Here is a 24,760-nt window from a genome sequence, read left to right as displayed (position 1 = left end):
CGAAAGTCGTAAATTTACAAGTGACAAGGAAAAGTTTATAATGGAAGATGAGGAATTTTTCCTAGTGATTAAAATTAAACGAGGAATCTATGTCTAACGAAAACAATCACCAGCAGGCCCAGATGTTACGGGGGACTGCTTGGCTAACGGCTAGTAACTTTATCAGTCGTCTACTCGGTGCCATTTATATCATCCCTTGGTATATATGGATGGGGTCTTATGCGGCTACAGCAAATGGTCTCTTTACCATGGGCTACAATATCTATGCCTGGTTCTTGCTGGTTTCAACAGCGGGTATTCCAGTTGCGGTGGCCAAGCAAGTGGCCAAGTACAATACCATGCGAGAAGAAGAGCATAGCTTTGCCCTGATTCGGAGCTTTTTAGGATTTATGACAGGACTAGGTCTTGTTTTTGCACTAGTCTTGTATGTCTTTGCTCCTTGGCTAGCAGACTTATCTGGCGTGGGCAAAGACTTAATCCCAATCATGCAGAGCTTGGCTTGGGCGGTCTTGATTTTCCCATCTATGAGTGTGATTCGAGGTTTCTTCCAAGGGATGAATAACCTGAAACCTTATGCCATGAGCCAAATCGCTGAGCAGGTCATTCGTGTTATCTGGATGCTCTTAGCTACCTTTATGATTATGAAAATGGGCTCAGGAGACTATCTAGCAGCGGTTACCCAATCCACCTTTGCTGCCTTTGTCGGCATGGTAGCTAGTTTTGCAGTTTTGATCTATTTCCTTGCTAAAGAAGGATTACTTAAAAGAGTCCTTGAAACAGGAGATAAGATAAACAGCAAGCGTCTTTTGGTCGACACCATTAAGGAAGCCATTCCTTTTATCCTGACAGGGTCTGCTATCCAGCTTTTCCAGATTTTGGACCAGATGACCTTTATCAATAGTATGAGCTGGTTTACCAACTATAGTAATGAAGACTTGGTTGTCATGTTTTCTTATTTCTCTGCCAATCCTAATAAAATCACTATGATTTTGATTTCTGTTGGGGTTTCGATTGGGAGTGTAGGTTTGCCACTTTTGACTGAAAACTATGTTAAGGGGGACTTGAAGGCGGCTTCTCGTCTCGTTCAGGACAGCATTACCATGCTTTTCCTATTCTTGCTACCAGCAACGGTTGGAGTAGTCATGGTAGGAGAACCTCTCTATACAGTCTTCTATGGCAAGCCAGATAGTTTGGCTATGGGCTTGTTTGTCTTTGCAGTTTTGCAGTCTACTATTTTAGGCTTGTACATGGTCTTGTCTCCAATGCTTCAAGCAATGTTCCGCAACCGCAAGGCCGTTCTCTATTTTATCTATGGTTCCATTGCCAAGCTGGTCTTGCAACTGCCAACCATTGCTCTCTTTCACAGTTACGGGCCTTTGATTTCTACAACAATTGGGCTCATCATTCCTAATGTTTTGATGTATCGGGACATTTGCAAGGTAACTGGTGTTAAGCGCAAAGTGATTTTGAAGCGAACCATTTTAATCAGTTTGTTAACTCTTTTCATGTTTCTAGTAGTTGGGACATTGCAGTGGATTTTAGGATTTGTCTTCCAACCAAGTGGACGTTTGTGGAGTTTCCTATATGTAGCCCTTGTCGGTGCCATGGGCGGAGGAGTTTACGGATTCTTGAGTCTTCGTACCCGTTTGTTGGATAAGGTGATTGGAAAAGCCCGAGCAAATCGTCTACGAGCAAAATTAAGAATTTCTCAATAATTTTTTTATAAATAAAAGGGATAATTTGAACATTTCTATCATGAAATGCTTAAATTATTCTCTTTTTTATTAATTTGTAGAATAATAACTAAAGTTTGTAGATGTAATGATTAATTTTTTAAAAAAATCTATTGACTAAATAAAACATGAGTTGTATAATAAGACAAATATTTAAATCAGGAGGTTCTGGAGATGAAAAAGTCTAAAGCAAAGTATGCAGCACTTGCAGGTGTCGTGTTAAGTGCAGGTATTTTATTAAGCGCGTGTGGAAGTTCTAGCACAGGGTCAAAAACATATAACTATGTTTATACCAGTGATCCGTCTAGTTTGAATTATCTAGCAGAAAACCGTGCAACGACCAATGATATCGTGGTTAATTTGGTAGATGGGCTCATGGAAAATGACCAGTATGGAAACTATATTCCATCTTTGGCAGAGGATTGGAGTGTTTCTAAGGACGGTTTGACCTATACATACAAACTGCGGAAAGATGCGAAATGGTATACTGCAGATGGGGAAGAATATGCTCCTGTAACTGCCCAAGATTTTGTAACTGGTTTGAAATATGCGGCTGATAAAAAATCAGAAGCCTTGTACTTGGTGCAAGAATCCGTTGCTGGTTTGGATGATTACATTAACGGTAAAACAAGCGACTTTTCAACTGTCGGAGTCAAGGCTCTTGATGACCAAACTGTTCAATATACCTTGACACGACCAGAATCTTACTGGAACTCAAAAACAACTTCAACCATTCTCTTCCCAGTCAATGCGGATTTCTTGAAATCAAAAGGGGATGATTTTGGGAAGGTAGACCCATCTAGTATTTTGTACAATGGACCTTTCTTGATGAAATCCTTTGTTTCAAAATCTGTCATTGAATTCAAGAAAAATCCGAACTACTGGGATGCTAAAAATGTCTTTGTAGATGATGTGAAATTGGCTTATTATGATGGTAGTGACCAAGATGCACTAGCTCGTAACTTTGTCGAGGGAGCATATAGTTATGCTCGTCTTTATCCAAATAGTGCAAGCTTTGAAGGGGTTAAAGAAAAGAATAAGGACAATATCATTTATAGTTTACAAGATGCTACTTCTTACTTCTTAAACTTTAACCTAGATAGAAAATCTTATAAATTCACTTCGAAGACAAGTGATGCTGAAAAGAAATCGACTCAGGAAGCGGTTCTTAATAAAAACTTCCGTCAAGCCATTAACTTTGCCTATGACCGTACAGCCTACGGGGCTCAATCTCAAGGAGAGGATGGTGCAACTAAGATTTTACGTAACCTGGTCGTTCCTCCAAACTTCGTAAGTATCAATGGAAAAGACTTTGGTGAAGTAGTTGCGTCTAAAATGGTTAACTACGGTAAGGAATGGCAAGGAATCAACTTTGCGGATGCCCAGGATCCATACTACAATGCTGAAAAAGCCAAGGCTAAATTTGCTGAAGCTAAGAAAGAACTCCAAGCTAAAGGAGTCCAATTCCCTATCCATTTGGACATGACAGTTGACCAAGCTGCTAAACAGGGTGTTCAAGAGGCAAATTCTATGAAGCAATCTATTGAAGCAGCTTTAGGTGCAGAAAATGTTGTAATTGATATTCAACAACTTACTACTGAAGACTATGATAATACAAGCTATTTGGCTCAGACAGCAGCTCAGAAGGATTATGATCTATACAATGGTGGTTGGGGTGCAGATTATCAAGATCCTTCAACCTATCTTGATGTCTTCAACCTTAATTCTGGTGGTTTGTTGCAAAATCTAGGTTTAGAGCCAGGTGAAGCCAATGATAAGGCCAAGGCTGTTGGACTGGATGTCTACACTCAAATGTTGGAAGAAGCCAATAAGGAACAAGATCTTGCAAAACGCTATGAAAAGTATGCTGATATCCAAGCGTGGTTGGTAGATAGCGCTTTAGCGATTCCAAATGTTTCTAAGGGTGGAACACCAACATTGAGAAAAGTCGTTCCTTTCTCAACACCATATTCATTAGCTGGTAATAAAGGTATCGAATCATATAAATATCTCAAAGTACAAGATAAAACAGTCACAAAAGATGAATATGAAAAAGCCAAAGAAAAATGGCTGAAAGAAAAAGAAGAATCCAATAAAAAAGCCCAAGAAGAATTGGCAAAACATGTCAAATAAGAATTTTTCAAGAAAAACGATGGTTTCGAAGGAAACTGTCGTTTTTTAATAGAATGATGGCAAATTTGGAAGAAAAGTGCTTACATTTTTTAATTGGTTTATTAAATTTATGTTATAATGAATATAGCAAAAACGTGAGAAACTATTTTCGAAAGTCTCTTCCAGCGTTAATGGAAGTATACACATGCTAGGATGATTTTATAGGAGGAATGTCATTTACTGAAAAAGTAAGATAAAACGCAACAAATGATAAGTTCTTCTTTGAGTGAAGAATTCTTAACTGGCTATTTAGTGATTTTTATGGAGGTAACATCATGGGTGCTATTATGAAGTTTGCGACAGAAAAACAGATTGCATCATTCCTTTCAACTTGCCACATTGAAGGGCAAAAGAATTTTCTGATGGCTTTCAAGAAAAAGACATGGTTGAAATCCTTTATTGATTTTTTCATTATAGGCGGTTCCTACTATGTTCAGTCGAGTGTGAAGCCTAAGATTCTGGCATTCACACCTAAGGGAATTTACTTGATGGACATCAGTGATATAACTGAAAATCGCTCTAATCAAGTCGCAGAGATGCCTTGGAATCAAGTTCAAGATTTTACTTATAAGCCAGTCTTGAATACAGTTAGACTTAATTGGCACTATCAAAATGAAGCCTATATTTTTTCCGTGGATGTCGGTCAGATTGGTCAGCATGTGGGCCAATATCAATTTAACAAAGACCATTATGACTATTTGGCCCAACAGGATTTCTTTCGATCTAAGTAAGGCCTAGCAATCATTGTCACAAAAGAATCTGGAAGCTTTTCTGGATTCTTTTTTGGCTTTACTCGATAAGTCTATAGTTTGAAACTATAACTAGCTCTTGAAAAGAAGAAAATGAGTTGATGAAAATAAGTGGTACAATAGTTACTATAGATTTGGAGGTATTGTATGAGCAAGGAATTACACATTAACACAATTTTGGCCCAGGCGGGCATTAAATCAGATGAAGCGACAGGAGCTTTGGTGACACCGCTTCATTTTTCAACGACCTATCAGCATCCAGAGTTTGGTAAATCTACTGGATTTGACTATACGCGCACCAAAAACCCAACTCGCAGTAAGGCTGAAGAAGTCTTGGCGGCTATTGAGTCAGCAGACTATGCCCTAGCGACTAGCTCAGGGATGTCAGCTATTGTACTGGCCTTTAGCGTTTTTCCAGTAGGAAGTAAGGTCTTGGCTGTCCGTGACCTTTATGGTGGTTCTTTCCGCTGGTTCAACCAAGTGGAGCAGGAAGGCCGTTTCCATTTTAACTATGCCAATACAGAAGAAGAGTTGATTGCCGAGTTGGAGAAGGACCTGGATGTTCTCTATATCGAAACGCCAACCAATCCCTTGATGTTGGAATTTGATATCGAAAAACTAGCAAAATTAGCTCATGCTAAAGGTGCCAAAGTGGTGGTGGACAATACCTTCTACAGCCCTATCTACCAACGTCCGATTGAAGATGGAGCAGATATCGTTCTTCATTCAGCAACCAAGTATCTAGCAGGCCACAATGATGTCTTGGCTGGAGTTGTTGTGACCAATAGTGTAGAATTATACGAAAAGCTTTTCTACAATCTCAATACGACAGGGGCAGTCTTGTCTCCATTTGACAGTTATCAATTGATTCGTGGTCTCAAGACCTTGTCTCTTCGTATGGAGCGCTCAACAGCTAACGCCCAAGAAGTGGTTGCCTTTTTGAAGGATTCTCCAGCAGTTAAGGAAGTTCTCTACACTGGTCGAGGGGGGATGATTTCCTTTAAAGTAGCCGATGAAACACGCATTCCTCACATTTTAAACAGCCTCAAGGTCTTCTCTTTTGCGGAAAGTTTGGGTGGGGTAGAAAGTCTCATTACTTATCCAACGACGCAAACTCACGCTGATATTCCAGCAGAAGTGCGCCATTCTTATGGTTTGACAGATGACCTCTTGCGTTTGTCGATTGGGATTGAGGATGCTAGAGATTTGATTGCAGATTTGCACCAAGCCTTGGAAGGATAAGACAAAGATGGGAAAATATGATTTTACAAGCCTGCCCAATCGTTTAGGGCATCATACTTATAAATGGAAAGAGGCTGAAACGGATAGCGAAGTCCTACCAGCTTGGATAGCAGACATGGACTTTGTTGTTTTGCCTGAAATCCGCCAAGCTGTGCAGACTTACGCAGACCAACTGGTTTATGGCTATACCTATGCCAGTGAAGAGTTAATTAAGGAAGTTCAAAAGTGGGAAGCCACACAACACGGCTATCATTTTGACAAAGAGGCCCTTGTCTTTATCGAGGGTGTGGTACCAGCCATCTCAACAGCTATTCAAGCCTTTACAAAAGAAGGCGAAGCGGTTCTGATTAACACACCTGTCTATCCACCTTTTGCTCGCAGTGTCAAGTTGAACAACCGTAGATTGATTACCAATTCTTTGGTGGAAAAGGATGGTCTGTTTGAGATTGACTTTGATCAACTTGAGAAGGATTTGGTGGAAGAGGAGGTCAAGCTCTATATCCTTTGTAATCCTCATAATCCTGGTGGACGTGTTTGGGAAAAGGAAGTGTTGGAGAAGATTGGGCAACTCTGCCAAAAACACGGTGTTTTGCTAGTTTCAGATGAAATTCACCAAGATTTGGCCCTCTTTGGTAACAAACATCACTCTTTCAATACTGTCAACCCTGACTTTAAAGAATTTGCTATCGTCTTGACCAGTGCCACTAAAACCTTTAACATCGCTGGAACAAAAAATTCATATGCAGTTATTGAAAATCCTAAGTTGCGAGTGGCTTACCAGAAACGCCAGTTGGCCAATAATCAGCATGAAATTTCAGGCTTGGGTTATTTGGCGACAGAAGCTGCCTATCGATACGGTAAAGATTGGTTAGAGGAACTCAAGCAAGTCTTTGAAGACCACATCAATTATGTGGTGGAACTATTTGGAAAAGAGACTAAAATCAAGGTCATGAAACCGCAAGGAACCTACTTGATTTGGCTTGATTTTTCAGCCTATGACCTGACTGATGAAACATTGCAAGAGCTGTTGAGAAATGAAGCTAAGGTTATCCTCAACCGTGGTTTGGATTTTGGGGAGGAAGGAAGTCTCCATGCCCGTCTCAATGTAGCCATGCCTAAATCCCTGCTGCAAGAAGTTTGTCAGCGGATTGTGACGACTTTTGCCAAACGTTAAAAATCCAGCCTTCTAGGAGAAAAGTATCTCTAGAAGGCTATTTTCGTAGGGGAAAATATGGTATAATAAAAAGATAAGGTAAAGGTGAAAATATGGCTAAATTGATTCCGGGGAAAGTCCGTATCGAAGGCGTTGCCCTTTATGAAACTGGTAAGGTTGACATCATCAAGGAAAAGAACAATCGGCTCTACGCTCGCGTTGCAGAAGAAGAACTGCGCTATAGTTTAGAGGATGATTTGGTTTTTTGTGCCTGCGATTTTTTCCAAAAGAGGGGCTACTGTGTGCATTTGGCAGCGCTGGAGCATTTTCTAAAAAATGATGAGCGTGGTCAGGAAATCTTGCAGAGTCTGGAAGAAGGTCATGAAGAAAAAGAGGCCGTTGAAACCAAGGTGACCTTGGGTGGCAAATTTTTGAATCGAATCTTGTCTCCGAAATCAGACCAAGCCTATGAGTTGTCAGCTGTGGGTCAGGTGGAAGCAGGAACTAATCATATCTTGTGGACGCTTAGAATCGGGCAAATCAATAGCCAAAAATACTATGTCATTCGGGATATTCCACTATTTTTAAGAGTTGTTGAGAAGAGAAAACCTTATATGATTGGAAAGACCTATGAGGAGTCTCTTTCTTGGGAATCCTTTGATGAGGCCAGCCAAGAACTTCTGACTTTCTTGCGCGGACTAGTAGAGGAAGGACTTAGTCCAGAGCTTTTTTTCCAAAACCAAGGTCGGCACCTCTTTTTTCCTCTGACCTTTTTTGAGCAGGGTGTGAATTTGCTGATGACCTTGCCGCATTTTCAATTTGACCATCAAGTGGATAGCTACCAGACCCTACTTTTTCAGGATATGTATGCTGATGCCAATCTCTTTACCTTTACAGTAACAGAATACTCGGATTATTTTGAAATGGAAATCAGTGAGAGTCCTAGGGTCAATGTCTTTTATCAGGGAGCTGTGCTTTTCCATAAAGGACAGGTTTATTTTCAAACAGATCAGCAGATGCGTCTTCTCAAGGAAATCAAAGCGCTGCCTGTGGATCAACATGGGAAAAAACACCTGCAATTTGATAGCAGTGACCGTGATAAGTTGGCTTCTTGTCTGACTCTTTTTAACCAGATGGGGACTGTCTCAGCTCCAGAACGCTTACAAATCAAAACGTTTTCGCCATCGTTTTACTTTGACAGGGAAGAGGACAATCGGATTCGTCTGGAAATCCAGTTTGACTATGGGGATAGACAGGTATCTAGCCGACATGAGCTAGAAGAATTGCCCTTTTCGAGTGATGCTGACTTAGAAGAAAGAATTTCCCAAGTCTGTCTGGCAGCGGGATTTGAAGCCGATTTTCAATCTTGGCGCCAGGCCTTAAAAGCCGAGTCTGTCTATCATTTCTTCTATGAAATCATTCCAGTCTTTAAAAAACTCGGAAATGTTGATTTATCAGACAAGTTAGAAGAGCTTTATAGTCTAGCAAGCCCTCAAGTTCAGATTGCTTCCAAGGGAGGTCTCTTGGAAATCCAATTTGATTTTCAAGATATTGCCCAAGAGGAAATTGACCAAGCCATGCAGGTCTTGGTTGCCAATCAAGATTTTTACATTGGTGCGTCTAATCAAGTCTACTTTTTTGATGAAGAAACCAAGAGAATTCGCCAAAATCTACAGGAACTGGGACAGTTTGAATTAAAAGATGGGGCCTTGCAGGCTCGAAAATCTTTGGCTTATAGTTTAGCTCATCTTTTTGAAGGGCGAGACCGTGTTTCTTTTTCACAAGAATTCCAGAATCTGGCCCACGACTTGACGCATCCAGAGGATTTCCCTAGACAAGCAACTCAGGTTCAGGCTGATTTGCGAGATTATCAGGAAAAGGGAATTCGTTGGTTGCAAATGCTCTATCATTATGGTTTTGGTGGGATTTTGGCTGATGATATGGGATTGGGGAAAACCCTCCAGACCATTGCTTTTTTGACCAGCCAAGTGACAAAAGAAAGTCGAGTTTTGATTCTCGCTCCGTCAGGTTTGATCTACAACTGGGCAGATGAATTTCAGAAGTTTGCCCCACAGTTGGATGTGGCTGTTGTTCATGGCTTGAAAGCTAGTCGTGAAGAGATTCTTGCTGAGAGTCATCAAATCTATGTGACGAGTTATGCTACCTTCCGTCAGGACAGTGATCTTTATCAGGGGATGGCCTTTGACTTCCTTTTCTTAGATGAGGCTCAGGTCATGAAGAACGCCCAAACCAAGATTGCCCAGACCTTGAGACAATTTGTGGTGCCGTCAGTTTTTGCCTTGTCAGGAACTCCTATTGAAAACCATCTGGGTGAGTTGTGGTCTATTTTCCAAATCGTCATGCCAGGACTTTTACCAAGCAAGAAAGAATTTATGAAATTACCAGCTGAGCGCGTGGCTCAGTTTATCAAGCCTTTCGTGATGCGACGCAAGAAAGAAGAAGTTCTGACTGAATTGCCAGACTTGATTGAAGTGGTTTATAAAAATGAACTGGAAGACCAGCAAAAGGCTATATATCTAGCCCAGTTGCAACAGATGCGAGACCGTCTGGCTCTAGTGTCAGATCAGGAATTCCAACGAAGTCGGGTGGAAATCTTGTCTGGTTTGATGCGCTTGCGCCAAATCTGTGACACTCCTGCCCTCTTTATGGAAGATTATCAGGGAGCCAGTGGCAAACTGGATAGTCTCCGAGATCTGCTGGTACAGGTGGCAGACGGCGGACACCGTGTCTTGATTTTCTCGCAGTTCAAGGGAATGTTGGAGAAAATTGAACAAGAACTGCCAGACTTGGGATTGACTTCCTTTAAAATTACGGGTTCAACCCCAGCCAAGGAAAGACAAGACATGACCAAAGCCTTTAACCAAGGGGAAAGAGATGCCTTTCTGATTTCCCTCAAGGCTGGTGGTGTCGGTCTGAACCTGACAGGTGCTGATACGGTTATTTTGGTTGACCTTTGGTGGAATCCTGCGGTGGAAGCGCAAGCTATTGGCCGTGCCCATCGGATGGGTCAGGAAGAAACGGTTGAGGTCTATCGCTTGGTGACCAAGGGAACCATTGAAGAAAAAATTCAGGAACTCCAAGAACAGAAGAAACATCTGGTGTCACAAGTATTGGACGGCACAGAGTCACGTGGCAGTCTGACCCTAGCAGAAATTAGAGAAATTTTGGGAATTTCTGAAGCCAGCACTTGAAAAATCAAGACAATACGCTATAATGAAGTGTTGAAAGGAAATAGAAAATGAGAGAAGAACGATTTCCATTGGTGTCAGATGATGAGGTCATGCTGACTGAAATGCCGGTTATGGACCTCTATGATGAATCTGACTTTATCAGTAATATCAAGGGAGAATACCGTGATAAGAATTATCTGGAGTGGGCCCCTATTACTGAAGAAAAACCAGCAAAACCGATTGAAAAGCCAGTAGAGAAACCTAAGAAGTCTGGTTTAGGAGTTAAAAAAGAAGGAAAAAGCTATGCGGAGGTGGCGCGTGAAGAAGCGCGTGCGGACTTGAAAAAGAAACGCTCAGCAAGTTATCTGACTAAGGATATTACTCCTACAAGGCGCCCTTCTCAGCAACGTTTGGATAGACAGGGCAATCAACCTACCGCGCCTTTCCAAAAGGAAAATCCTGGCGAATTTGTCAAATACAGTCAAAAATTGACCCAGTCTCATTACATCTTGGCGGAAGAAGTGAACAATATGTCGACTCAAGCTGAGCCAAAAGAAACTTCAGGCCCAAAGAAAAACAATTATGATTTTCTGAAGAAGAGCCAAATCTACAATAAAAAGAATCAACAAAAAGAACAAGAACGTCAGGTTGCCCAAGAGTTGAATCTGACAAGAATTACGGAATAAGGGAGAAAACATGTCAAAGACATATCATTTTATCGGAATTAAGGGATCAGGTATGAGTGCCTTGGCCTTGATGTTGCACCAAATGGGGCATAAGGTACAGGGTTCAGATGTTGAAAAGTACTACTTTACTCAACGTGGTCTTGAGCAGGCAGGAATTACCATTCTTCCTTTTGATGAAAAGAATCTAGACGGTGATATGGAAATTATCGCTGGAAATGCCTTTCGTCCAGATAACAACGTCGAAATTGCCTATGCGGACCAAAATGGCATTAGCTACAAACGTTACCATGAGTTCCTAGGTAGCTTTATGCGCGACTTTGTTAGCATGGGAGTTGCTGGAGCGCACGGAAAAACTTCAACGACAGGTATGTTGTCTCATGTCTTGTCTCATATCACAGATACTAGCTTCTTGATTGGAGATGGGACCGGTCGTGGTTCAGGCAATGCCAAATATTTTGTCTTCGAATCTGACGAATATGAGCGTCACTTCATGCCTTACCACCCAGAATACTCTATTATCACCAACATTGACTTTGACCATCCAGACTATTTCACAAGTCTAGAGGATGTTTTCAATGCTTTTAACGACTATGCTAAACAAATTACCAAAGGTTTATTTATCTACGGTGAAGATGCTGAATTGCGTAAGATTACGTCTGATGCACCAATTTATTATTATGGTTTTGAAGCAGAAGGTAATGACTTTGTCGCTAGTGATCTTCTTCGTTCAACAACTGGTTCAACCTTCACAGTTCACTTCCGTGGACAAGAATTAGGGCAATTCCATATTCCAACCTTTGGTCGTCATAATATCATGAATGCGACAGCCGTTATTGGTCTTCTTTACACAGCAGGATTTGATTTGAACTTGGTGCGTGAACACTTGAAAACATTTGCCGGTGTTAAGCGTCGTTTCACTGAGAAAATTGTCAATGACACGGTGATTATCGATGACTTTGCTCACCATCCAACAGAAATTATTGCGACCTTGGATGCGGCTCGTCAGAAATACCCAAGCAAGGAAATTGTTGCAGTCTTCCAACCGCATACTTTTACAAGAACCATTGCCTTGTTGGACGAATTTGCCCACGCTTTGAACCAAGCGGATGCAGTTTACCTAGCGCAAATTTATGGATCTGCTCGTGAAGTAGACCATGGTGATGTTAAGGTAGAAGACCTAGCCAATAAAATCAATAAGAAACACCAAGTTATCACTGTTGAAAATGTTTCTCCACTCCTAGACCATGACAATGCTGTCTATGTCTTTATGGGAGCAGGAGATATCCAAACCTATGAATATTCATTCGAGCGTCTCTTGTCTAATTTGACAAGCAATGTTCAATAGGAAGTTCTCATGGAAATTCCAATTAAGATCATTCGGGCAAGTAAGTCTGATTTAACTGAGATAGAGGCACTTCAGGCCTCATCTTTTCCAGCTGAAAAGCAGCAACCTTTCCATATTTTAGAAGAAAGTATCCGTAAGTGTGCGGATACCTTTCTTCTAGCTAGGGATGAAAATCAGCTTCTAGGCTATGTTCTAGGTGGTCCTTACCCACACAATCCGCAATGTCTAGAAATACATTCTTTAGTCATTGAGTCTGACCATCAGAGACAGGGCTTGGGCACGCTTCTTCTTGCGGCTTTGAAAGAGGTGACAGTAGAGCTGGATTACAAAGCTATCCGTTTGAAGAGTTCGGATGAGTTGCTTTCCTATTTTGAAATGAACGGTTTTATTGATGAAGAAGAGACAGATTCGCTTTATGCAGCTAGTCAAGATTTTAGTATGATTTGGTTTAATCTCTTTTTTTTAGGAGGCGAAATGGAAATTAGGAAAGCAAGATTAGAAGATTTGGATCGTATCGTTGAGATTGAACTAGAAAATTTCTCGATTGAAGAAGCCATTCCTCGCTCTGTTTTTGAAGCACATTTGCGAGAAATTCAGACCTCGTTTCTGGTTGCAGAAAAAGAAGGCAGAATCATGGGGTATATAGAAGGACCAGTTGGCCCATACCGCCATCTGCAAGATCAGTCTTTTACAGAAGAGATAGAAGATTATAGTCATGAGCCTGGTGGTTATATCTCTGTGACCTGTCTTTCTATTGCCAAGGAGGCACAAGGCCTTGGACTTGGTCAGAAATTACTAACAGTCTTGAAAGAGTTGGCTCTTGAACACGAAAGAGAAGGTATTAACCTAACCTGTCATGATTATCTCATCGCCTACTACGAAAAGCATGGATTTGTCAATGAGGGTAAGTCCCAGTCAACCTTTGCAGGGGAAACTTGGTATGATATGGTCTGGGAAGCTAAAAAATAAGCTAGAAAAGCATGCTAGGTTGCTTTTCTTTCGTTTTTAAGATATAATATTATGGATTGTCAACGAGGAGGATAAACTTTTGAGTGAAAAGCCAAGAGAAGACGAAAAATTAAGCTTTAAAGAGCAGATTTTACGTGATTTAGAAAAAGTAAAACGTTATGAAGGGATTCGTCAAGAGGCCACTGAACTTGATGAAAAAAAATCAGCTTTGTCTGTCCCTGACACAAAAATTGCTGATGAAGAAGTGATGAATGCATCCCTATCAGCTGTTGAAAAAATTATGGAGAATGCACCACGTGTTCCACAGCATCCTAGTGAAGATGTGCCTGCATCACCGGCGGAGGAACTAAGAGAGGAAGCTCCAATCATTCCTAGTCACCCTAGTCAAGATGTTCCAGCTTCACCAGCTGAAGCAAGTCCCTCAAGACCGGTTCCAGGACCAGATGTCAATCGTCCACAAAAGGTCGAAAGAGATTTGAACACAACTCCAACAAGAGTAGCTGTTTCTTATAAGACAGAAGCACAAAAAGAGACACAAGCAGAAGCGCCAAGACCTGAACCGGTCGTTGAAACTGAAGCTGTTGACGTGATTTCTGAAACTCCACGTCGTAGTCGTCGTGAGACAATTAAACCTGTTAAGAAGAAAAAATCACATTTGAAAGCTTTCTTCATTTCTCTATTGATTTTCATTGCCTTGATTTCAGCAGGTGGTTACTTTGGTTACCAGTATGTTCAATCATCTTTATTACCAGTTGATGCAAATTCTAAGGAATATGTAACGGTTCAAATCCCAGAAGGATCCAATGTCCAAGAGATTGGATCAGCACTTGAACATTCTGGTGTGATTAAACACGGTGTGATTTTTGCTTTCTATGCAAAATATAAGAATTATTCAGATCTGAAGGCTGGATATTACAATTTGCAAAAGAGCATGAGTACAGAGGATATCATCAAGGAACTTCAAAAAGGTGGTACTCCTGAACCTCAAGAACCATCACTTGCAGATTTGACCATTCCAGAAGGATATACCATTGAGCAAATTGCTCAAACTGTAGGCCAATTACAAGGTGAATTTAAAGAGCCTTTGACTGCGGATGCTTTCTTGGCTAAGGTGCAAGATGACAACTTTATCAGTCAAGAAGTTGCTAAATATCCAAACCTACTCGAAAGCTTGCCAACGAAAGAAAGTGGAGCTCGTTACCGTTTGGAAGGTTATCTTTTCCCAGCGACCTACTCTATCAAGGAAAGCACAACTATTGAAAGCTTGATTGATGAGATGCTGGCAGCTATGGATAAGACCTTGACTCCACACTATAGTGCAATTAAGTCTAAAAACTTGACAGTTAATGAATTGCTAACCATTGCTTCTCTTGTTGAAAAAGAAGGTGCTAAGACTGAAGATCGTAAGTTGATTGCAGGTGTTTTCTACAATCGCTTGAACCTTGGTATGCCACTTCAAAGCAATATTGCAATCTTGTATGCCCAAGGCAAACTCGGTCAAAATATTAGCCTAGCAGACGATGCTGGAATTGACACATCGATTAATTCACCATACAATGTTTATACAAAACCTGGTTTGATGCCTGGTCCAGTAGATAGTCCAAGTCAGGACGCGATTGAAGCAAGTATCAACCAAACAAAGAGTGAGAACCTATACTTTGTAGCTAATGTTACAGATGGTAAAGTCTATTACGCAGTGACACAGGAAGAACATGATCGTAATGTTGCTGAGCACGTCAATAGCAAACTTACTCAAAATAGTAGTTCAAACTAAGACTACAAAAATGAGAATCTCAGATAGAGATTCAATACTATCGAAAGAAAGTTGAGAAAAATGGCAGAAAAAACATATCCTATGACCCTTGAGGAAAAGGAAAAACTTGAAAAAGAATTAGAAGAATTGAAATTGGTCCGCCGACCAGAAGTGGTAGAACGCATTAAGATTGCCCGTTCATACGGTGACCTTTCAGAAAACAGTGAGTACGAAGCAGCTAAGGATGAACAAGCCTTTGTCGAAGGACAAATCTCTAGCTTGGAAACAAAAATCCGTTATGCTGAAATCGTCAATAGCGACTCAGTTGCCCAAGACGAAGTAGCGATTGGTAAAACAGTCACTATCCAAGAAATTGGTGAGGACGAAGAAGAAGTTTATATTATCGTAGGTTCAGCGGGTGCAGATGCCTTTGCAGGAAAGGTTTCAAATGAAAGCCCAATTGGACAAGCCTTGATTGGTAAGAAAACAGGTGACACAGCAACCATTGAAACACCTGTTGGTAGCTATGATGTAAAAATCTTGAAGGTTGAAAAAACAGCCTAAGAGCAGAAAAAAGGAGTGGGGAGGCGATGCGCTTCACTCACTCCTTTTTCCATTTTGCTACTCTTCGAAAATCAAATTCAAACCACGTCAGCGTAGCCTTGCCGTACTCAAGTACAGCCTGCGGCTAGCTTCCTAGTTTGCTCTTTGATTTTCATTGAGTATAAATTAAATTGAATTGGAGACGTTATGAGTTCAAAGAAGAAAAAAAATAAGATGGAGCGTGGTCTGACCAATCGTCATGTGCAGGTTATGGCCATCGCGGGAACAATCGGAACAGGACTCTTTTTGGGAGCAGGTCGCTCTATCAGCCTAACAGGTCCTTCCATTGTACTGATTTATATGATTACAGGGGCTTTCATGTTCCTCATGATGCGTGCAGTTGGGGAAATGCTTTACCAAGACCCTGAGCAACATACCTTTATCAACTTTATCACGCGCCATTTGGGTAAGGGCTGGGGTTATTTCTCAGTTTGGTCTTACTGGCTATCCGTTGTCTTTATCGGTATGGCGGAAATTACAGCCATCTCTCACTATGTTCAGTTTTGGTTCCCTAGCTGGCCAAGTTGGATGATTGAGATTGGATTTTTGACTATTCTAGCCTTGGTCAATCTGATTGCGGTGAAGCTCTTTGGGGAAGTTGAGTTTTGGTTTGCTATGGTCAAGATTGTGGCTATTTTAGCTATGATTGCAACAGGAGTCTTTATGGTCTTGACAGGCTTTAAGACACCACATGGAGTAGCAAGTTTGGCTAATATTGCTGACAATTTCTCACTGTTCCCAAATGGTGGAGTCAACTTTGTCATGGCCTTCCAGATGGTCTTCTTTGCCTACCTCATGATTGAGTTTATCGGGGTCACAACTTCTGAAACTAAAAATCCACGTCAGGTCTTGCCAAAAGCCGTTAAGGAAATTCCTCTACGTATCGTCTTTTTCTATGGTGGAGCTCTCTTGGCCATTATGTCCATTATTCCTTGGCGTGAACTTGCTTCTGCTGATTCTCCTTTTGTAACAGTATTTGAATTGGCAGGTATCAAGTGGGCAGCGGCCTTAATTAACTTCGTCGTTTTGACCTCAGCAGCATCTGCCCTTAACTCAACCCTTTATTCAACAGGTCGTCACTTGTATCAGATTGCCCATGATTCACCAAACCCATTCTTAAAGGCTATTAAGGCAGATACTCTTTCTCGCCACAACGTGCCACAAAATGCCATCATCGCTTCAGCAATCTTGATTGCCCTAGCAGCCTTTATCAATGTCTTGCCAGGTGTTTCGGATGCCTTTGCCTTGATTACGGCATCATCATCAGGTGTCTATATCGCCATTTATATCTTGATTATGGTGGCTCACCTTAAATACCGCAAGTCACCAGACTTTATGGCGGATGGCTATCTCATGCCCCACTATCGTTTCTTAAATCCTTTAACCATGCTCTTCTTTGCCTTTGTCTTTGTAACCCTCTTTTTACAAGAGTCTACCTTTGTAGGAGCGATCGGTTCAGCTATCTGGATTATCGGTTTTGGAATTTACAGCCAGTGGAAATTTAGAAAATAGATTTTAAACTCATCAACTTAGCTTGGTGGGTTTTTGCTAGTTTGACAGTCTATTGAAATAAGACTATAATCAAGCTGTAACAGAGTTTAAGGAGGTTTAGATGTACTTTAGATTGGAAAATAAGGAATCCCATAAATCACAAGAAATAGGGAATCTGATTCGTGTTTATAACCGTTCAAAAAGAGAAGAGGCCGAAAGTGAGCCGCTTAATCTTTATGTAGAAGATGAAAAGGGCAATCTCCTGGCAGGTTTGATAGCAGAGACTTTTGGAAATTGGCTAGAAATCGAGTATTTATTTGTAAAAGAGAAACTGAGAGGGCAAGGAATCGGTTCAAAACTATTGCAGCAAGCAGAAACTGAAGCTAAGAATCGAAACTGTCGTTTTGCTTTTGTCAATACCTACCAGTTTCAAGCTCCAGATTTTTATAAAATGCATGGCTACAAGGAAGTCTTTAGGTTACAAGACTATCCCTACATTGGGCAAAGATATTATTACCAAAAGAATTTGTAAGGTGAATATGAAAGTATAAGGCAAAGAGGGGTTCTTGACATAAGTATGAAGGGGATTCTCGATAAATACCAGTTAAATCCTACACATTATGTCTTTCTAGGTGATATTGAGGACAATACAATTGCAGCTGAGACATTAGATGTGAAAGCCTACGATGCCGTAGATTTTTTGAAATCCTATATTTAAACTAAAAACTCTCTATCTTTTTGTGGTAGAGAGTTTTTAGTTAATAAAATATTACAAAATGACATATATATGTTGCATTAAGTTAGATATATGATATAATGTTGTTAAAAAGAGGCGCAACTTTTTAAAACTATAAGGAGGACGCAGGTGGCTAAAAATTTAAAATTAAAATTAGCTCGGGTGGAGCGTGATTTAACTCAAGGTCAACTAGCAGATGCTGTCGGGGTGACGCGCCAGACTATTGGTTTGATAGAGGCGGGAAAATACAATCCCAGTCTCTCGCTCTGCCAGTCCATTTGCAGATGCTTAGGGAAAACCCTAGACCAACTATTTTGGGAGGAAGAAGATGGTAAATAAATTCATTCATTATCAATTACTTGACGAAAGAGAAGAACAACTAATCAATAAAGCTGGGGCAGAGTCTTTTTCACTCTTTATTGGGCTTGTACTTCTAAGCTATTTGGTGGCAGTGTTGGCTCCATCTCTTTTTAATCCGAATTTTCTAGTCTATACTCTGATAGTAGGAATTTTCTTCTTTTTCAATCGTGCCCGTTATCTGGGAGTGACCTATTATAGTCGTTTTCATTTTACGATTTTGGGTTGTTTTTTCCTAACCTTGGCTATTACGGCGCTTTTGATGTTGCAGAATTATCAATTCAATATAGAAATTTATCAGCACAATCCTTTGAATGTTAAATACCTGTCTGCTTGGGCAATTACTTATGTTATTTACCTTCCTTGGGTCTTTATTGGCAATCTTGGTCTGAAGAGCTATGGCGAATGGGCTCAGAAAAAGTTTGAACAAGATATGGATGAACTGGAGAGTGGAGAATAGCTTGTTACTCTTTTCTCAATCCAGCTAAAATGTGATATAATAGTACTAATTTATTGGAATACATGAAAGTTCTTGAAAATTTTCATGGGTTTCTAGATAAGGAAGTAGGAAAAGTATGTATCCAGATGATAGTTTGACATTGCACACGGACTTGTACCAGATTAACATGATGCAGGTTTACTTTGACCAAGGAATTCACAATAAAAAGGCGGTCTTTGAGGTTTATTTCCGCCAACAGCCTTTTAAGAACGGCTATGCAGTTTTTGCAGGTTTGGAAAGAATTGTGAGTTATCTTGAAGACCTGCGTTTTTCAGATAGTGATATTGCCTATTTGGAGTCGCTAGGCTATCATGGAGCATTCTTGGACTACCTTCGCAATTTCAAGTTGGAGTTGACCGTTCGTTCTGCCCAAGAAGGGGACTTAGTTTTTGCTAATGAACCGATTGTGCAGGTGGAAGGCCCTCTAGCCCAATGTCAATTGGTCGAAACGGCTCTTTTGAACATTGTTAACTACCAGACCTTGGTGGCGACAAAGGCAGCTCGTATTCGTTCGGTCATCGAAGATGAACCCTTGATGGAGTTTGGAACACGTCGGGCGCAAGAAATGGATGCGGCTATCTGGGGAACACGCGCAGCGGTGATTGGTGGTGCCAATGGAACCAGCAACGTGCGTGCTGGTAAACTCTTTGACATTCCTGTCTTGGGAACCCATGCCCATGCCTTGGTACAGGTTTATGGCAATGACTATGAAGCTTTCAAGGCTTATGCTGCGACCCACAAAAATTGTGTCTTTCTTGTGGATACCTATGACACCCTTCGCATCGGTGTACCAGCTGCCATTCAGGTGGCGCGTGAGCTGGGTGATCAGATTAACTTTATGGGTGTGCGGATTGACTCTGGGGATATTGCCTACATTTCTAAGAAAGTCCGTCAGCAACTGGACGAGGCTGGATTTACAGATGCTAAGATTTATGCTTCTAATGATCTAGATGAAAATACCATCCTCAACCTCAAGATGCAAAAGGCCAAGATTGATGTCTGGGGTGTGGGAACTAAGCTGATTACAGCCTATGACCAGCCAGCTCTTGGTGCAGTTTATAAGATTGTGGCCATTGAAGATGAAAATGGGAACATGCGCAATACGATCAAGCTGTCTAATAATGCGGAAAAAGTGTCTACGCCAGGTAAGAAGCAGGTGTGGCGTATTACCAGTCGTGAAAAAGGCAAGTCAGAAGGCGATTATATCACTTATGACGGTGTGGATGTGAGCGACATGACGGAAATCAAGATGTTCCATCCGACTTATACCTACATCAAGAAGACCGTTCGTAATTTTGATGCCGTTCCTCTCTTGGTGGATATCTTCAAGGACGGGAAATTGATTTACAACTTGCCTAGCTTGACTGAGATTCAGGATTATGCTCGTAAGGAATTTGACAAGCTTTGGGATGAGTACAAGCGTGTGCTCAATCCGCAGCACTATCCAGTGGATTTGGCGCGTGATGTATGGCAAGACAAGATGGACTTGATTGACAAAATGCGCAAGGAAGCCCTTGGTGAAGGAGAAGAAGAATGAGTTTGCAAGAAACGATTATCCAAGAGCTGGGTGTCAAACCGGTGATTGATGCCCAGGAAGAAATCCGTCGTTCCATTGATTTCTTAAAAAGATATCTGAAAAAACATCCCTTCCTAAAAACTTTTGTACTAGGAATTTCTGGAGGACAAGACTCAACTTTAGCAGGACGATTGGCTCAACTGGCTATGGAAGAACTGCGAGCTGAAACGGGAGATGACAGCTACAAATTTATCGCTGTCCGCCTGCCATATGGAGTGCAAGCCGATGAAGCAGATGCTCAAAAAGCACTAGCCTTTATCCAGCCTGATATCAGTTTAGTTGTCAATATTAAGGAATCTGCTGATGCTATGACAGCTGCAGTTGAAGCGACAGGTAGTCCTGTTTCAGACTTCAACAAGGGAAATATCAAGGCACGTTGCCGTATGATTGCTCAGTATGCTCTAGCTGGTTCCCATAGCGGAGCGGTCATTGGGACAGACCATGCTGCGGAAAATATCACAGGTTTTTTTACCAAGTTTGGTGACGGTGGTGCAGATATTCTCCCTCTTTACCGCCTCAATAAACGCCAAGGAAAACAACTCTTACAGGAACTTGGTGCAGACCCAGCCCTTTATGAAAAAATCCCAACGGCAGACCTAGAAGAAGATAAACCAGGTCTAGCTGACGAAGTGGCCCTCGGAGTCACTTATGAAGAGATTGACGACTACCTAGAAGGCAAAACAATCAGCCCAGAAGCCCAAGCAAAAATCGAAAACTGGTGGCACAAAGGTCAACATAAACGCCACCTACCAATCACCGTATTCGATGACTTTTGGGAGTGAGACAGAAATCGGTAACTCACAGAGTTCGATTTCGTCGTCTCACCCCCGCAACGATGACTAGGTTTGAAAAAGCTTGCTAGAGCGCATTTCAAACCAGACAGCGACTGCGTCAAGGAACTAGATGAAAAACTTGTTTTTTAGTTATTACTGAGTTTAGTCTTTTTACCCTGAGCCTATAAATGAGAAAGCGAGGAAGGTCCGGGGGACCTTTTTAGCTTCTTGCCCTGAAATTAAAAAGCAAGAAAAACCTCCAGTGGAGGTTTTCAGCCTCTCACCTTGAAATAAGAAAGTGAGAGTAGGTCTGGTAACTCACAGAGTTCGATTTCGTCGTCTCACCTCCGCAACGATGACTAGGTTTGAAAAAGCTTGCTAGAGCGCATTTCAAACCAGACAGCGATTGCGTCAAGGGATTAGACGAAAAACTCGTTTTCTAGTTGTTACTGAGTTTAGTATTTTTACCCCGAGCATGGAAACAGGTAAGCGAGGAAGGTCCTGTGGACCTTTTTAGCTTATTACCTTGAAATTAAAAAGCAAAGTAAATTTAAATTGAGGTTGGGCAGAGAATCATCTATCAGAAAGTGAGGTAGCATAGTGCAATCTATTGGTACGCAAATATTACAGACAGATCGTTTAATCTTGCGAAGATTTGTGGAAAGTGATGTAGAAGCCATGTTTCAGAATTGGGCTTCATCCGCTGAGAATCTGACCTATGTCACCTGGGATCCTCATTCTGATGTCGAGGTGACTCGAAATTCGATTCGTAACTGGGTTGCTTCCTATACTAATCCCAACTATTACAAATGGGCCATTTGCCTCAAAGAAAACCCGGAGCAGGTGATAGGAGATATCAGCATCGTTGCAATAGATGAGAACGATTCTTCTTGTGAAATTGGCTATGTGCTAGGCAAGAAATACTGGGGTCATGATATGATGACGGAGGCCTTGAAAGCTGTCTTGGACTTCTGTTTTACTCAAGCAGGTTTTCAAAATGTTAGAGCACGATATGCTAGTCTCAATCCAGCTTCAGGTCGTGTCATGGAGAAGGCTGGAATGTCCTATCTAAAAACCATTGTCGATGGTGTAGAGAGAAAAGGATATCTGGCAGACTTAATTTATTATCAGATAAACAGAGAAGACTAGTGAATTTTCTTTTCTGTTTCCATCGAAGTCAGACTGTGTCTGGCTTTTTTTACACCATTTTTTACATAACCTGATTAAATTCCTATTTTTCCCTATCATTGTCCCTGTTTTTTCTTGAGTTTTGGGGCTATAATAGTCCTATCAAATCAAAGAATGGAGGAAGGCGATGGATAATATAATCTTTTTTATTAGTGTGTTTCTTGCTGGAATTCTTTCCTTCTTTTCTCCTTGTATTTTACCCTTGTTACCGGTCTATGCAGGGGTCTTGTTGGATGATAAAGATGGTGCTCAGGCTTCTAGTAGCAAATTTTCAATCTCAGTTGTTAGTTTATTGCGAACTCTGGCCTTTATAGCGGGTATTTCTTTTATTTTTATCTTGCTGGGTTATGGAGCTGGTTTTTTAGGAGATTTGCTGTACGCCCCTTGGTTTCAGTATGTGACGGGTGCGGTCATCATTCTCTTGGGCTTGCACCAGATGGAAGTCTTACATTTGAAGGGACTCTACAAGGAAAGAAGGCTACAATTAAAGAGACAAGGGCAAAAGGGTAACGGCTATAGTCAGGCATTTTTACTAGGATTGACCTTTAGTTTTGCTTGGACGCCTTGTGTGGGGCCGGTTCTTGGCTCTGTTTTGGCTTTAGCGGCTTCAGGTGGCTCAGGTGCTTGGCAGGGAGCTGGTCTTATGTTGGTTTACACACTGGGTCTAGCGCTACCATTTTTGGTTCTAGCTCTAGCTTCCAGCTATGTTTTGAAACATTTCCGAAAACTTCATCCCTACCTCGGAACCCTCAAAAAAGTGGGTGGTTTCCTCATTATTGTGATGGGAATCTTGGTGCTTTTGGGAAATGCTTCTATTTTAACAAGATTATTTGAATAGAGAGGAAGAAGAAATGAAAAAATGGCAAACATGTCTCCTTGGAGTCGGCTCAATCTGTTGCTTGGCAGCCTGTTCGGCTAAAAATATGTCAGACCAATCTACTATGAAGGAGCAAACAAAAACTGAACAAGTTAGTTCGCAAACTGCGACTAAAGGTCAGGCGGTTGCTGATTTTGAACTGATGGGAGTAGATGGCAAGACCTACCGCTTGTCTGATTACAAGGGAAAGAAAGTCTATCTCAAATTCTGGGCGTCTTGGTGTTCCATCTGTCTAGCCAGTCTTCCAGATACCGATGAAATTGCTAAAGATGCTGGTGATGATTATGTGGTCTTGACAGTGGTGTCTCCTGGACACAAGGGGGAACAAGCAGAAGCAGACTTTAAGAACTGGTACAAGGGCTTGGATTATAAAAATTTCCCAGTCCTAATTGACCCGTCCGGAAAACTTTTGGAAAGTTATGGTGTCCGTTCTTACCCAACTCAAGCCTTTATAGACAAGGAAGGCAAGCTGGTCAAAACGCAACCTGGTTTTATGGATAAGGATATGATTTTAAAAACATTGAAAGAAATGGGGTAGAGAAAGATCATGAATGATAAAGTAAAATTGTTTGTCTTGGCAGGGATTTTTGTCCTAGCTATAAGTGGTTTCTATTTTCTATTGATGCGAAATGCAGGGCAGACAGATAGCTCGCAAATTGAGAAAGCATCAGTTAGCCAAGGAGGAAAAACAGTGAAAAAAACAGAAGTGAGTAAAGATGCAGATTTGCACGAAATTTATCTGGCTGGAGGTTGTTTCTGGGGAGTTGAGGAATATTTCTCACGCGTTCCCGGAGTGACAGATGCCGTTTCAGGTTATGCAAATGGTAGAGGGGAAACAACTAAGTACGAATTAATCAACCAAACAGGTCATGCGGAGACTGTCCATGTTACTTATGATGCCAATCAAATTTCCCTCAAAGAAATCCTGCTTCATTATTTCCGCATTATCAATCCAACCAGCAAAAATAAACAAGGAAATGATGTGGGAACCCAGTACCGTACTGGTGTTTATTACACAGATGACAAGGATTTAGAGGTGATTAACCAAGTCTTTGATGAGGTGGCTAAGAAATACGATCAACCTCTAGCAGTTGAAAAGGAGAGTCTGCAGAATTTTGTAGTGGCTGAGGATTACCACCAAGACTATCTCAAGAAAAATCCAAATGGCTACTGCCATATCAATGTCAATCAGGCGGCCTATCCCGTCATCGATGCCAGCAAATATCCCAAACCAAGTGATGAGGAATTGAAAAAGACCTTGTCACCTGAGGAGTATGCAGTCACCCAGAAAAATCAAACAGAACGAGCTTTTTCAAACCGTTACTGGGATAAATTTGAATCTGGTATCTATGTGGATGTAGCAACTGGTGAACCTCTCTTTTCATCAAAGGATAAGTTTGAGTCTGGTTGTGGCTGGCCTAGTTTTACCCAACCCATCAGTCCAGATGTTGCCACCTACAAGGAAGATAAGTCTTACAATATGACACGCATGGAAGTGCGAAGCCGAGTTGGAGATTCTCACCTTGGCCATGTCTTTACGGACGGCCCACAGGACAAGGGTGGCTTGCGCTACTGTATCAATAGTCTCTCTATCCGCTTTATTCCCAAAGACCAAATGGAAGAAAAAGGCTACGCTTATTTACTAGATTATGTTGATTAAGAGGGCT

21 protein-coding genes and 3 pseudogenes are annotated in these 24,760 nt (G+C 41.3%); all 24 read left to right on the top strand.

The window, feature by feature from the left end; translation table 11 throughout:
- Positions 1 to 89 precede the first annotated feature (89 nt).
- The 24 genes and pseudogenes from TZ91_RS05780 (at position 90) to msrB (ending at position 24,753) form a co-directional block, all read left to right on the top strand.
- A complete protein-coding gene (locus TZ91_RS05780; protein ID WP_033686568.1) occupies positions 90 to 1,715 on the top strand; it encodes a putative polysaccharide biosynthesis protein in 1,626 nt (541 codons plus the stop codon).
- A gap of 192 nt (positions 1,716 to 1,907) precedes the next feature.
- Entirely contained in the window at positions 1,908 to 3,866 is a 1,959-nt protein-coding gene (locus tag TZ91_RS05775; protein WP_033686570.1) for a peptide ABC transporter substrate-binding protein, read from the top strand.
- A 314-nt stretch (positions 3,867 to 4,180) separates the two neighbouring features.
- Complete coding sequence (locus TZ91_RS05770) at positions 4,181 to 4,636, top strand: hypothetical protein (RefSeq protein ID WP_033686571.1); 456 nt, start codon at positions 4,181 to 4,183, stop codon at positions 4,634 to 4,636.
- 165 nt (positions 4,637 to 4,801) lie between these two features.
- Complete coding sequence (locus TZ91_RS05765; protein ID WP_033686572.1) at positions 4,802 to 5,896, top strand: cystathionine gamma-synthase; 1,095 nt, start codon at positions 4,802 to 4,804, stop codon at positions 5,894 to 5,896.
- A 7-nt stretch (positions 5,897 to 5,903) separates the two neighbouring features.
- On the top strand, positions 5,904 to 7,070 hold the full coding sequence (locus TZ91_RS05760; protein ID WP_033686573.1) for a MalY/PatB family protein: 1,167 nt from the start codon (positions 5,904 to 5,906) through the stop codon (positions 7,068 to 7,070).
- Between the two features lie 92 nt (positions 7,071 to 7,162).
- Positions 7,163 to 10,261 (top strand): pilus expression-regulating Snf2 family helicase, encoded by a 3,099-nt coding sequence (locus tag TZ91_RS05755; RefSeq protein ID WP_033686574.1) that lies wholly within the window; start codon positions 7,163 to 7,165, stop codon positions 10,259 to 10,261.
- 47 nt (positions 10,262 to 10,308) lie between these two features.
- The gene (locus TZ91_RS05750) at positions 10,309 to 10,926 is read left to right on the top strand and encodes a divisome accessory protein ZapJ (protein ID WP_045597392.1); all 618 of its coding nucleotides are present in this window, start codon (positions 10,309 to 10,311) and stop codon (positions 10,924 to 10,926) included.
- Between the two features lie 10 nt (positions 10,927 to 10,936).
- Entirely contained in the window at positions 10,937 to 12,271 is a 1,335-nt protein-coding gene (gene murC / locus TZ91_RS05745; protein ID WP_033686576.1) for a UDP-N-acetylmuramate--L-alanine ligase, read from the top strand.
- Positions 12,272 to 12,280: 9 nt separating this feature from the next.
- A pseudogene (locus tag TZ91_RS05740) lies at positions 12,281 to 12,736 on the top strand (GNAT family N-acetyltransferase); the annotation flags it as partial.
- 9 nt (positions 12,737 to 12,745) lie between these two features.
- Entirely contained in the window at positions 12,746 to 13,240 is a 495-nt protein-coding gene (locus TZ91_RS05735) for a GNAT family N-acetyltransferase (RefSeq protein WP_033686595.1), read from the top strand.
- A gap of 79 nt (positions 13,241 to 13,319) precedes the next feature.
- Positions 13,320 to 13,401: pseudogene (locus TZ91_RS10840) on the top strand (UDP-N-acetylmuramate--alanine ligase); the annotation flags it as partial.
- A 77-nt stretch (positions 13,402 to 13,478) separates the two neighbouring features.
- Positions 13,479 to 15,014: pseudogene (gene mltG / locus TZ91_RS05730) on the top strand (endolytic transglycosylase MltG); the annotation flags it as partial.
- Positions 15,015 to 15,074: 60 nt separating this feature from the next.
- On the top strand, positions 15,075 to 15,557 hold the full coding sequence (gene greA / locus TZ91_RS05725; protein WP_000818768.1) for a transcription elongation factor GreA: 483 nt from the start codon (positions 15,075 to 15,077) through the stop codon (positions 15,555 to 15,557).
- A gap of 186 nt (positions 15,558 to 15,743) precedes the next feature.
- Positions 15,744 to 17,108, top strand: coding sequence for an amino acid permease (locus TZ91_RS05720; RefSeq protein ID WP_000095647.1), 1,365 nt, complete (start codon positions 15,744 to 15,746; stop codon positions 17,106 to 17,108).
- A gap of 100 nt (positions 17,109 to 17,208) precedes the next feature.
- On the top strand, positions 17,209 to 17,619 hold the full coding sequence (locus tag TZ91_RS05715; RefSeq protein WP_080702830.1) for a GNAT family N-acetyltransferase: 411 nt from the start codon (positions 17,209 to 17,211) through the stop codon (positions 17,617 to 17,619).
- Between the two features lie 45 nt (positions 17,620 to 17,664).
- The gene (locus TZ91_RS10115) at positions 17,665 to 17,805 is read left to right on the top strand and encodes a hypothetical protein (protein WP_080702831.1); all 141 of its coding nucleotides are present in this window, start codon (positions 17,665 to 17,667) and stop codon (positions 17,803 to 17,805) included.
- A 147-nt stretch (positions 17,806 to 17,952) separates the two neighbouring features.
- Positions 17,953 to 18,162, top strand: a complete 210-nt coding sequence (locus TZ91_RS05710; protein ID WP_033686578.1) for a helix-turn-helix transcriptional regulator — start codon at positions 17,953 to 17,955, stop codon at positions 18,160 to 18,162.
- On the top strand, positions 18,152 to 18,640 hold the full coding sequence (locus TZ91_RS05705) for a DUF6773 family protein (protein ID WP_000247408.1): 489 nt from the start codon (positions 18,152 to 18,154) through the stop codon (positions 18,638 to 18,640). The genes TZ91_RS05710 and TZ91_RS05705 overlap by 11 nt, the downstream gene beginning before the upstream one ends.
- Before the next feature lie 115 nt (positions 18,641 to 18,755).
- Positions 18,756 to 20,216 carry a nicotinate phosphoribosyltransferase gene (locus TZ91_RS05700; RefSeq protein ID WP_033686579.1) on the top strand — a complete coding sequence of 487 codons (1,461 nt, stop codon included), beginning with the start codon at positions 18,756 to 18,758 and terminating at the stop codon, positions 20,214 to 20,216.
- Positions 20,213 to 21,037, top strand: a complete 825-nt coding sequence (gene nadE / locus TZ91_RS05695; protein WP_033686580.1) for an ammonia-dependent NAD(+) synthetase — start codon at positions 20,213 to 20,215, stop codon at positions 21,035 to 21,037. The genes TZ91_RS05700 and nadE overlap by 4 nt, the downstream gene beginning before the upstream one ends.
- 591 nt (positions 21,038 to 21,628) lie before the next feature.
- Complete coding sequence (locus TZ91_RS05690; RefSeq protein WP_033686581.1) at positions 21,629 to 22,177, top strand: GNAT family N-acetyltransferase; 549 nt, start codon at positions 21,629 to 21,631, stop codon at positions 22,175 to 22,177.
- 166 nt (positions 22,178 to 22,343) lie between these two features.
- A complete protein-coding gene (gene ccdA2, locus TZ91_RS05685; RefSeq protein ID WP_033686582.1) occupies positions 22,344 to 23,054 on the top strand; it encodes a thiol-disulfide oxidoreductase-associated membrane protein CcdA2 in 711 nt (236 codons plus the stop codon).
- 13 nt (positions 23,055 to 23,067) lie between these two features.
- Positions 23,068 to 23,631: a redoxin family protein gene (locus TZ91_RS05680; RefSeq protein WP_033686583.1), complete on the top strand. Its 564-nt coding sequence runs from the start codon at positions 23,068 to 23,070 to the stop codon at positions 23,629 to 23,631.
- A gap of 9 nt (positions 23,632 to 23,640) precedes the next feature.
- Positions 23,641 to 24,753, top strand: coding sequence for a peptide-methionine (R)-S-oxide reductase MsrB (gene msrB, locus TZ91_RS05675; RefSeq protein WP_033686584.1), 1,113 nt, complete (start codon positions 23,641 to 23,643; stop codon positions 24,751 to 24,753).
- Positions 24,754 to 24,760: the final 7 nt, after the last annotated feature.

The sequence above is a fragment of the Streptococcus mitis genome (assembly GCF_000960025.1).
Taxonomy (GTDB): Bacteria; Bacillota; Bacilli; order Lactobacillales; family Streptococcaceae; genus Streptococcus; species Streptococcus mitis_DH.
This window is presented reverse-complemented; position numbering and strand designations above follow the sequence as displayed.

Excerpts from the sequence above, each read along its gene's own strand:
- TZ91_RS05780 (WP_033686568.1), top strand. The coding sequence starts at position 90 with ATGTCTAACGAAAACAATCACCAGCAGGCCCAGATGTTACGGGGGACT.
- TZ91_RS05775 (WP_033686570.1), top strand. The coding sequence starts at position 1,908 with ATGAAAAAGTCTAAAGCAAAGTATGCAGCACTTGCAGGTGTCGTGTTA.
- TZ91_RS05770 (WP_033686571.1), top strand. The coding sequence starts at position 4,181 with ATGGGTGCTATTATGAAGTTTGCGACAGAAAAACAGATTGCATCATTC.
- TZ91_RS05765 (WP_033686572.1), top strand. The coding sequence starts at position 4,802 with ATGAGCAAGGAATTACACATTAACACAATTTTGGCCCAGGCGGGCATT.
- TZ91_RS05760 (WP_033686573.1), top strand. The coding sequence starts at position 5,904 with ATGGGAAAATATGATTTTACAAGCCTGCCCAATCGTTTAGGGCATCAT.
- TZ91_RS05755 (WP_033686574.1), top strand. The coding sequence starts at position 7,163 with ATGGCTAAATTGATTCCGGGGAAAGTCCGTATCGAAGGCGTTGCCCTT.
- TZ91_RS05750 (WP_045597392.1), top strand. The coding sequence starts at position 10,309 with ATGAGAGAAGAACGATTTCCATTGGTGTCAGATGATGAGGTCATGCTG.
- murC (WP_033686576.1), top strand. The coding sequence starts at position 10,937 with ATGTCAAAGACATATCATTTTATCGGAATTAAGGGATCAGGTATGAGT.
- TZ91_RS05735 (WP_033686595.1), top strand. The coding sequence starts at position 12,746 with ATGGAAATTAGGAAAGCAAGATTAGAAGATTTGGATCGTATCGTTGAG.
- greA (WP_000818768.1), top strand. The coding sequence starts at position 15,075 with ATGGCAGAAAAAACATATCCTATGACCCTTGAGGAAAAGGAAAAACTT.
- TZ91_RS05720 (WP_000095647.1), top strand. The coding sequence starts at position 15,744 with ATGAGTTCAAAGAAGAAAAAAAATAAGATGGAGCGTGGTCTGACCAAT.
- TZ91_RS05715 (WP_080702830.1), top strand. The coding sequence starts at position 17,209 with ATGTACTTTAGATTGGAAAATAAGGAATCCCATAAATCACAAGAAATA.
- TZ91_RS10115 (WP_080702831.1), top strand. The coding sequence starts at position 17,665 with ATGAAGGGGATTCTCGATAAATACCAGTTAAATCCTACACATTATGTC.
- TZ91_RS05705 (WP_000247408.1), top strand. The coding sequence starts at position 18,152 with ATGGTAAATAAATTCATTCATTATCAATTACTTGACGAAAGAGAAGAA.
- TZ91_RS05700 (WP_033686579.1), top strand. The coding sequence starts at position 18,756 with ATGTATCCAGATGATAGTTTGACATTGCACACGGACTTGTACCAGATT.
- nadE (WP_033686580.1), top strand. The coding sequence starts at position 20,213 with ATGAGTTTGCAAGAAACGATTATCCAAGAGCTGGGTGTCAAACCGGTG.
- ccdA2 (WP_033686582.1), top strand. The coding sequence starts at position 22,344 with ATGGATAATATAATCTTTTTTATTAGTGTGTTTCTTGCTGGAATTCTT.
- TZ91_RS05680 (WP_033686583.1), top strand. The coding sequence starts at position 23,068 with ATGAAAAAATGGCAAACATGTCTCCTTGGAGTCGGCTCAATCTGTTGC.
- msrB (WP_033686584.1), top strand. The coding sequence starts at position 23,641 with ATGAATGATAAAGTAAAATTGTTTGTCTTGGCAGGGATTTTTGTCCTA.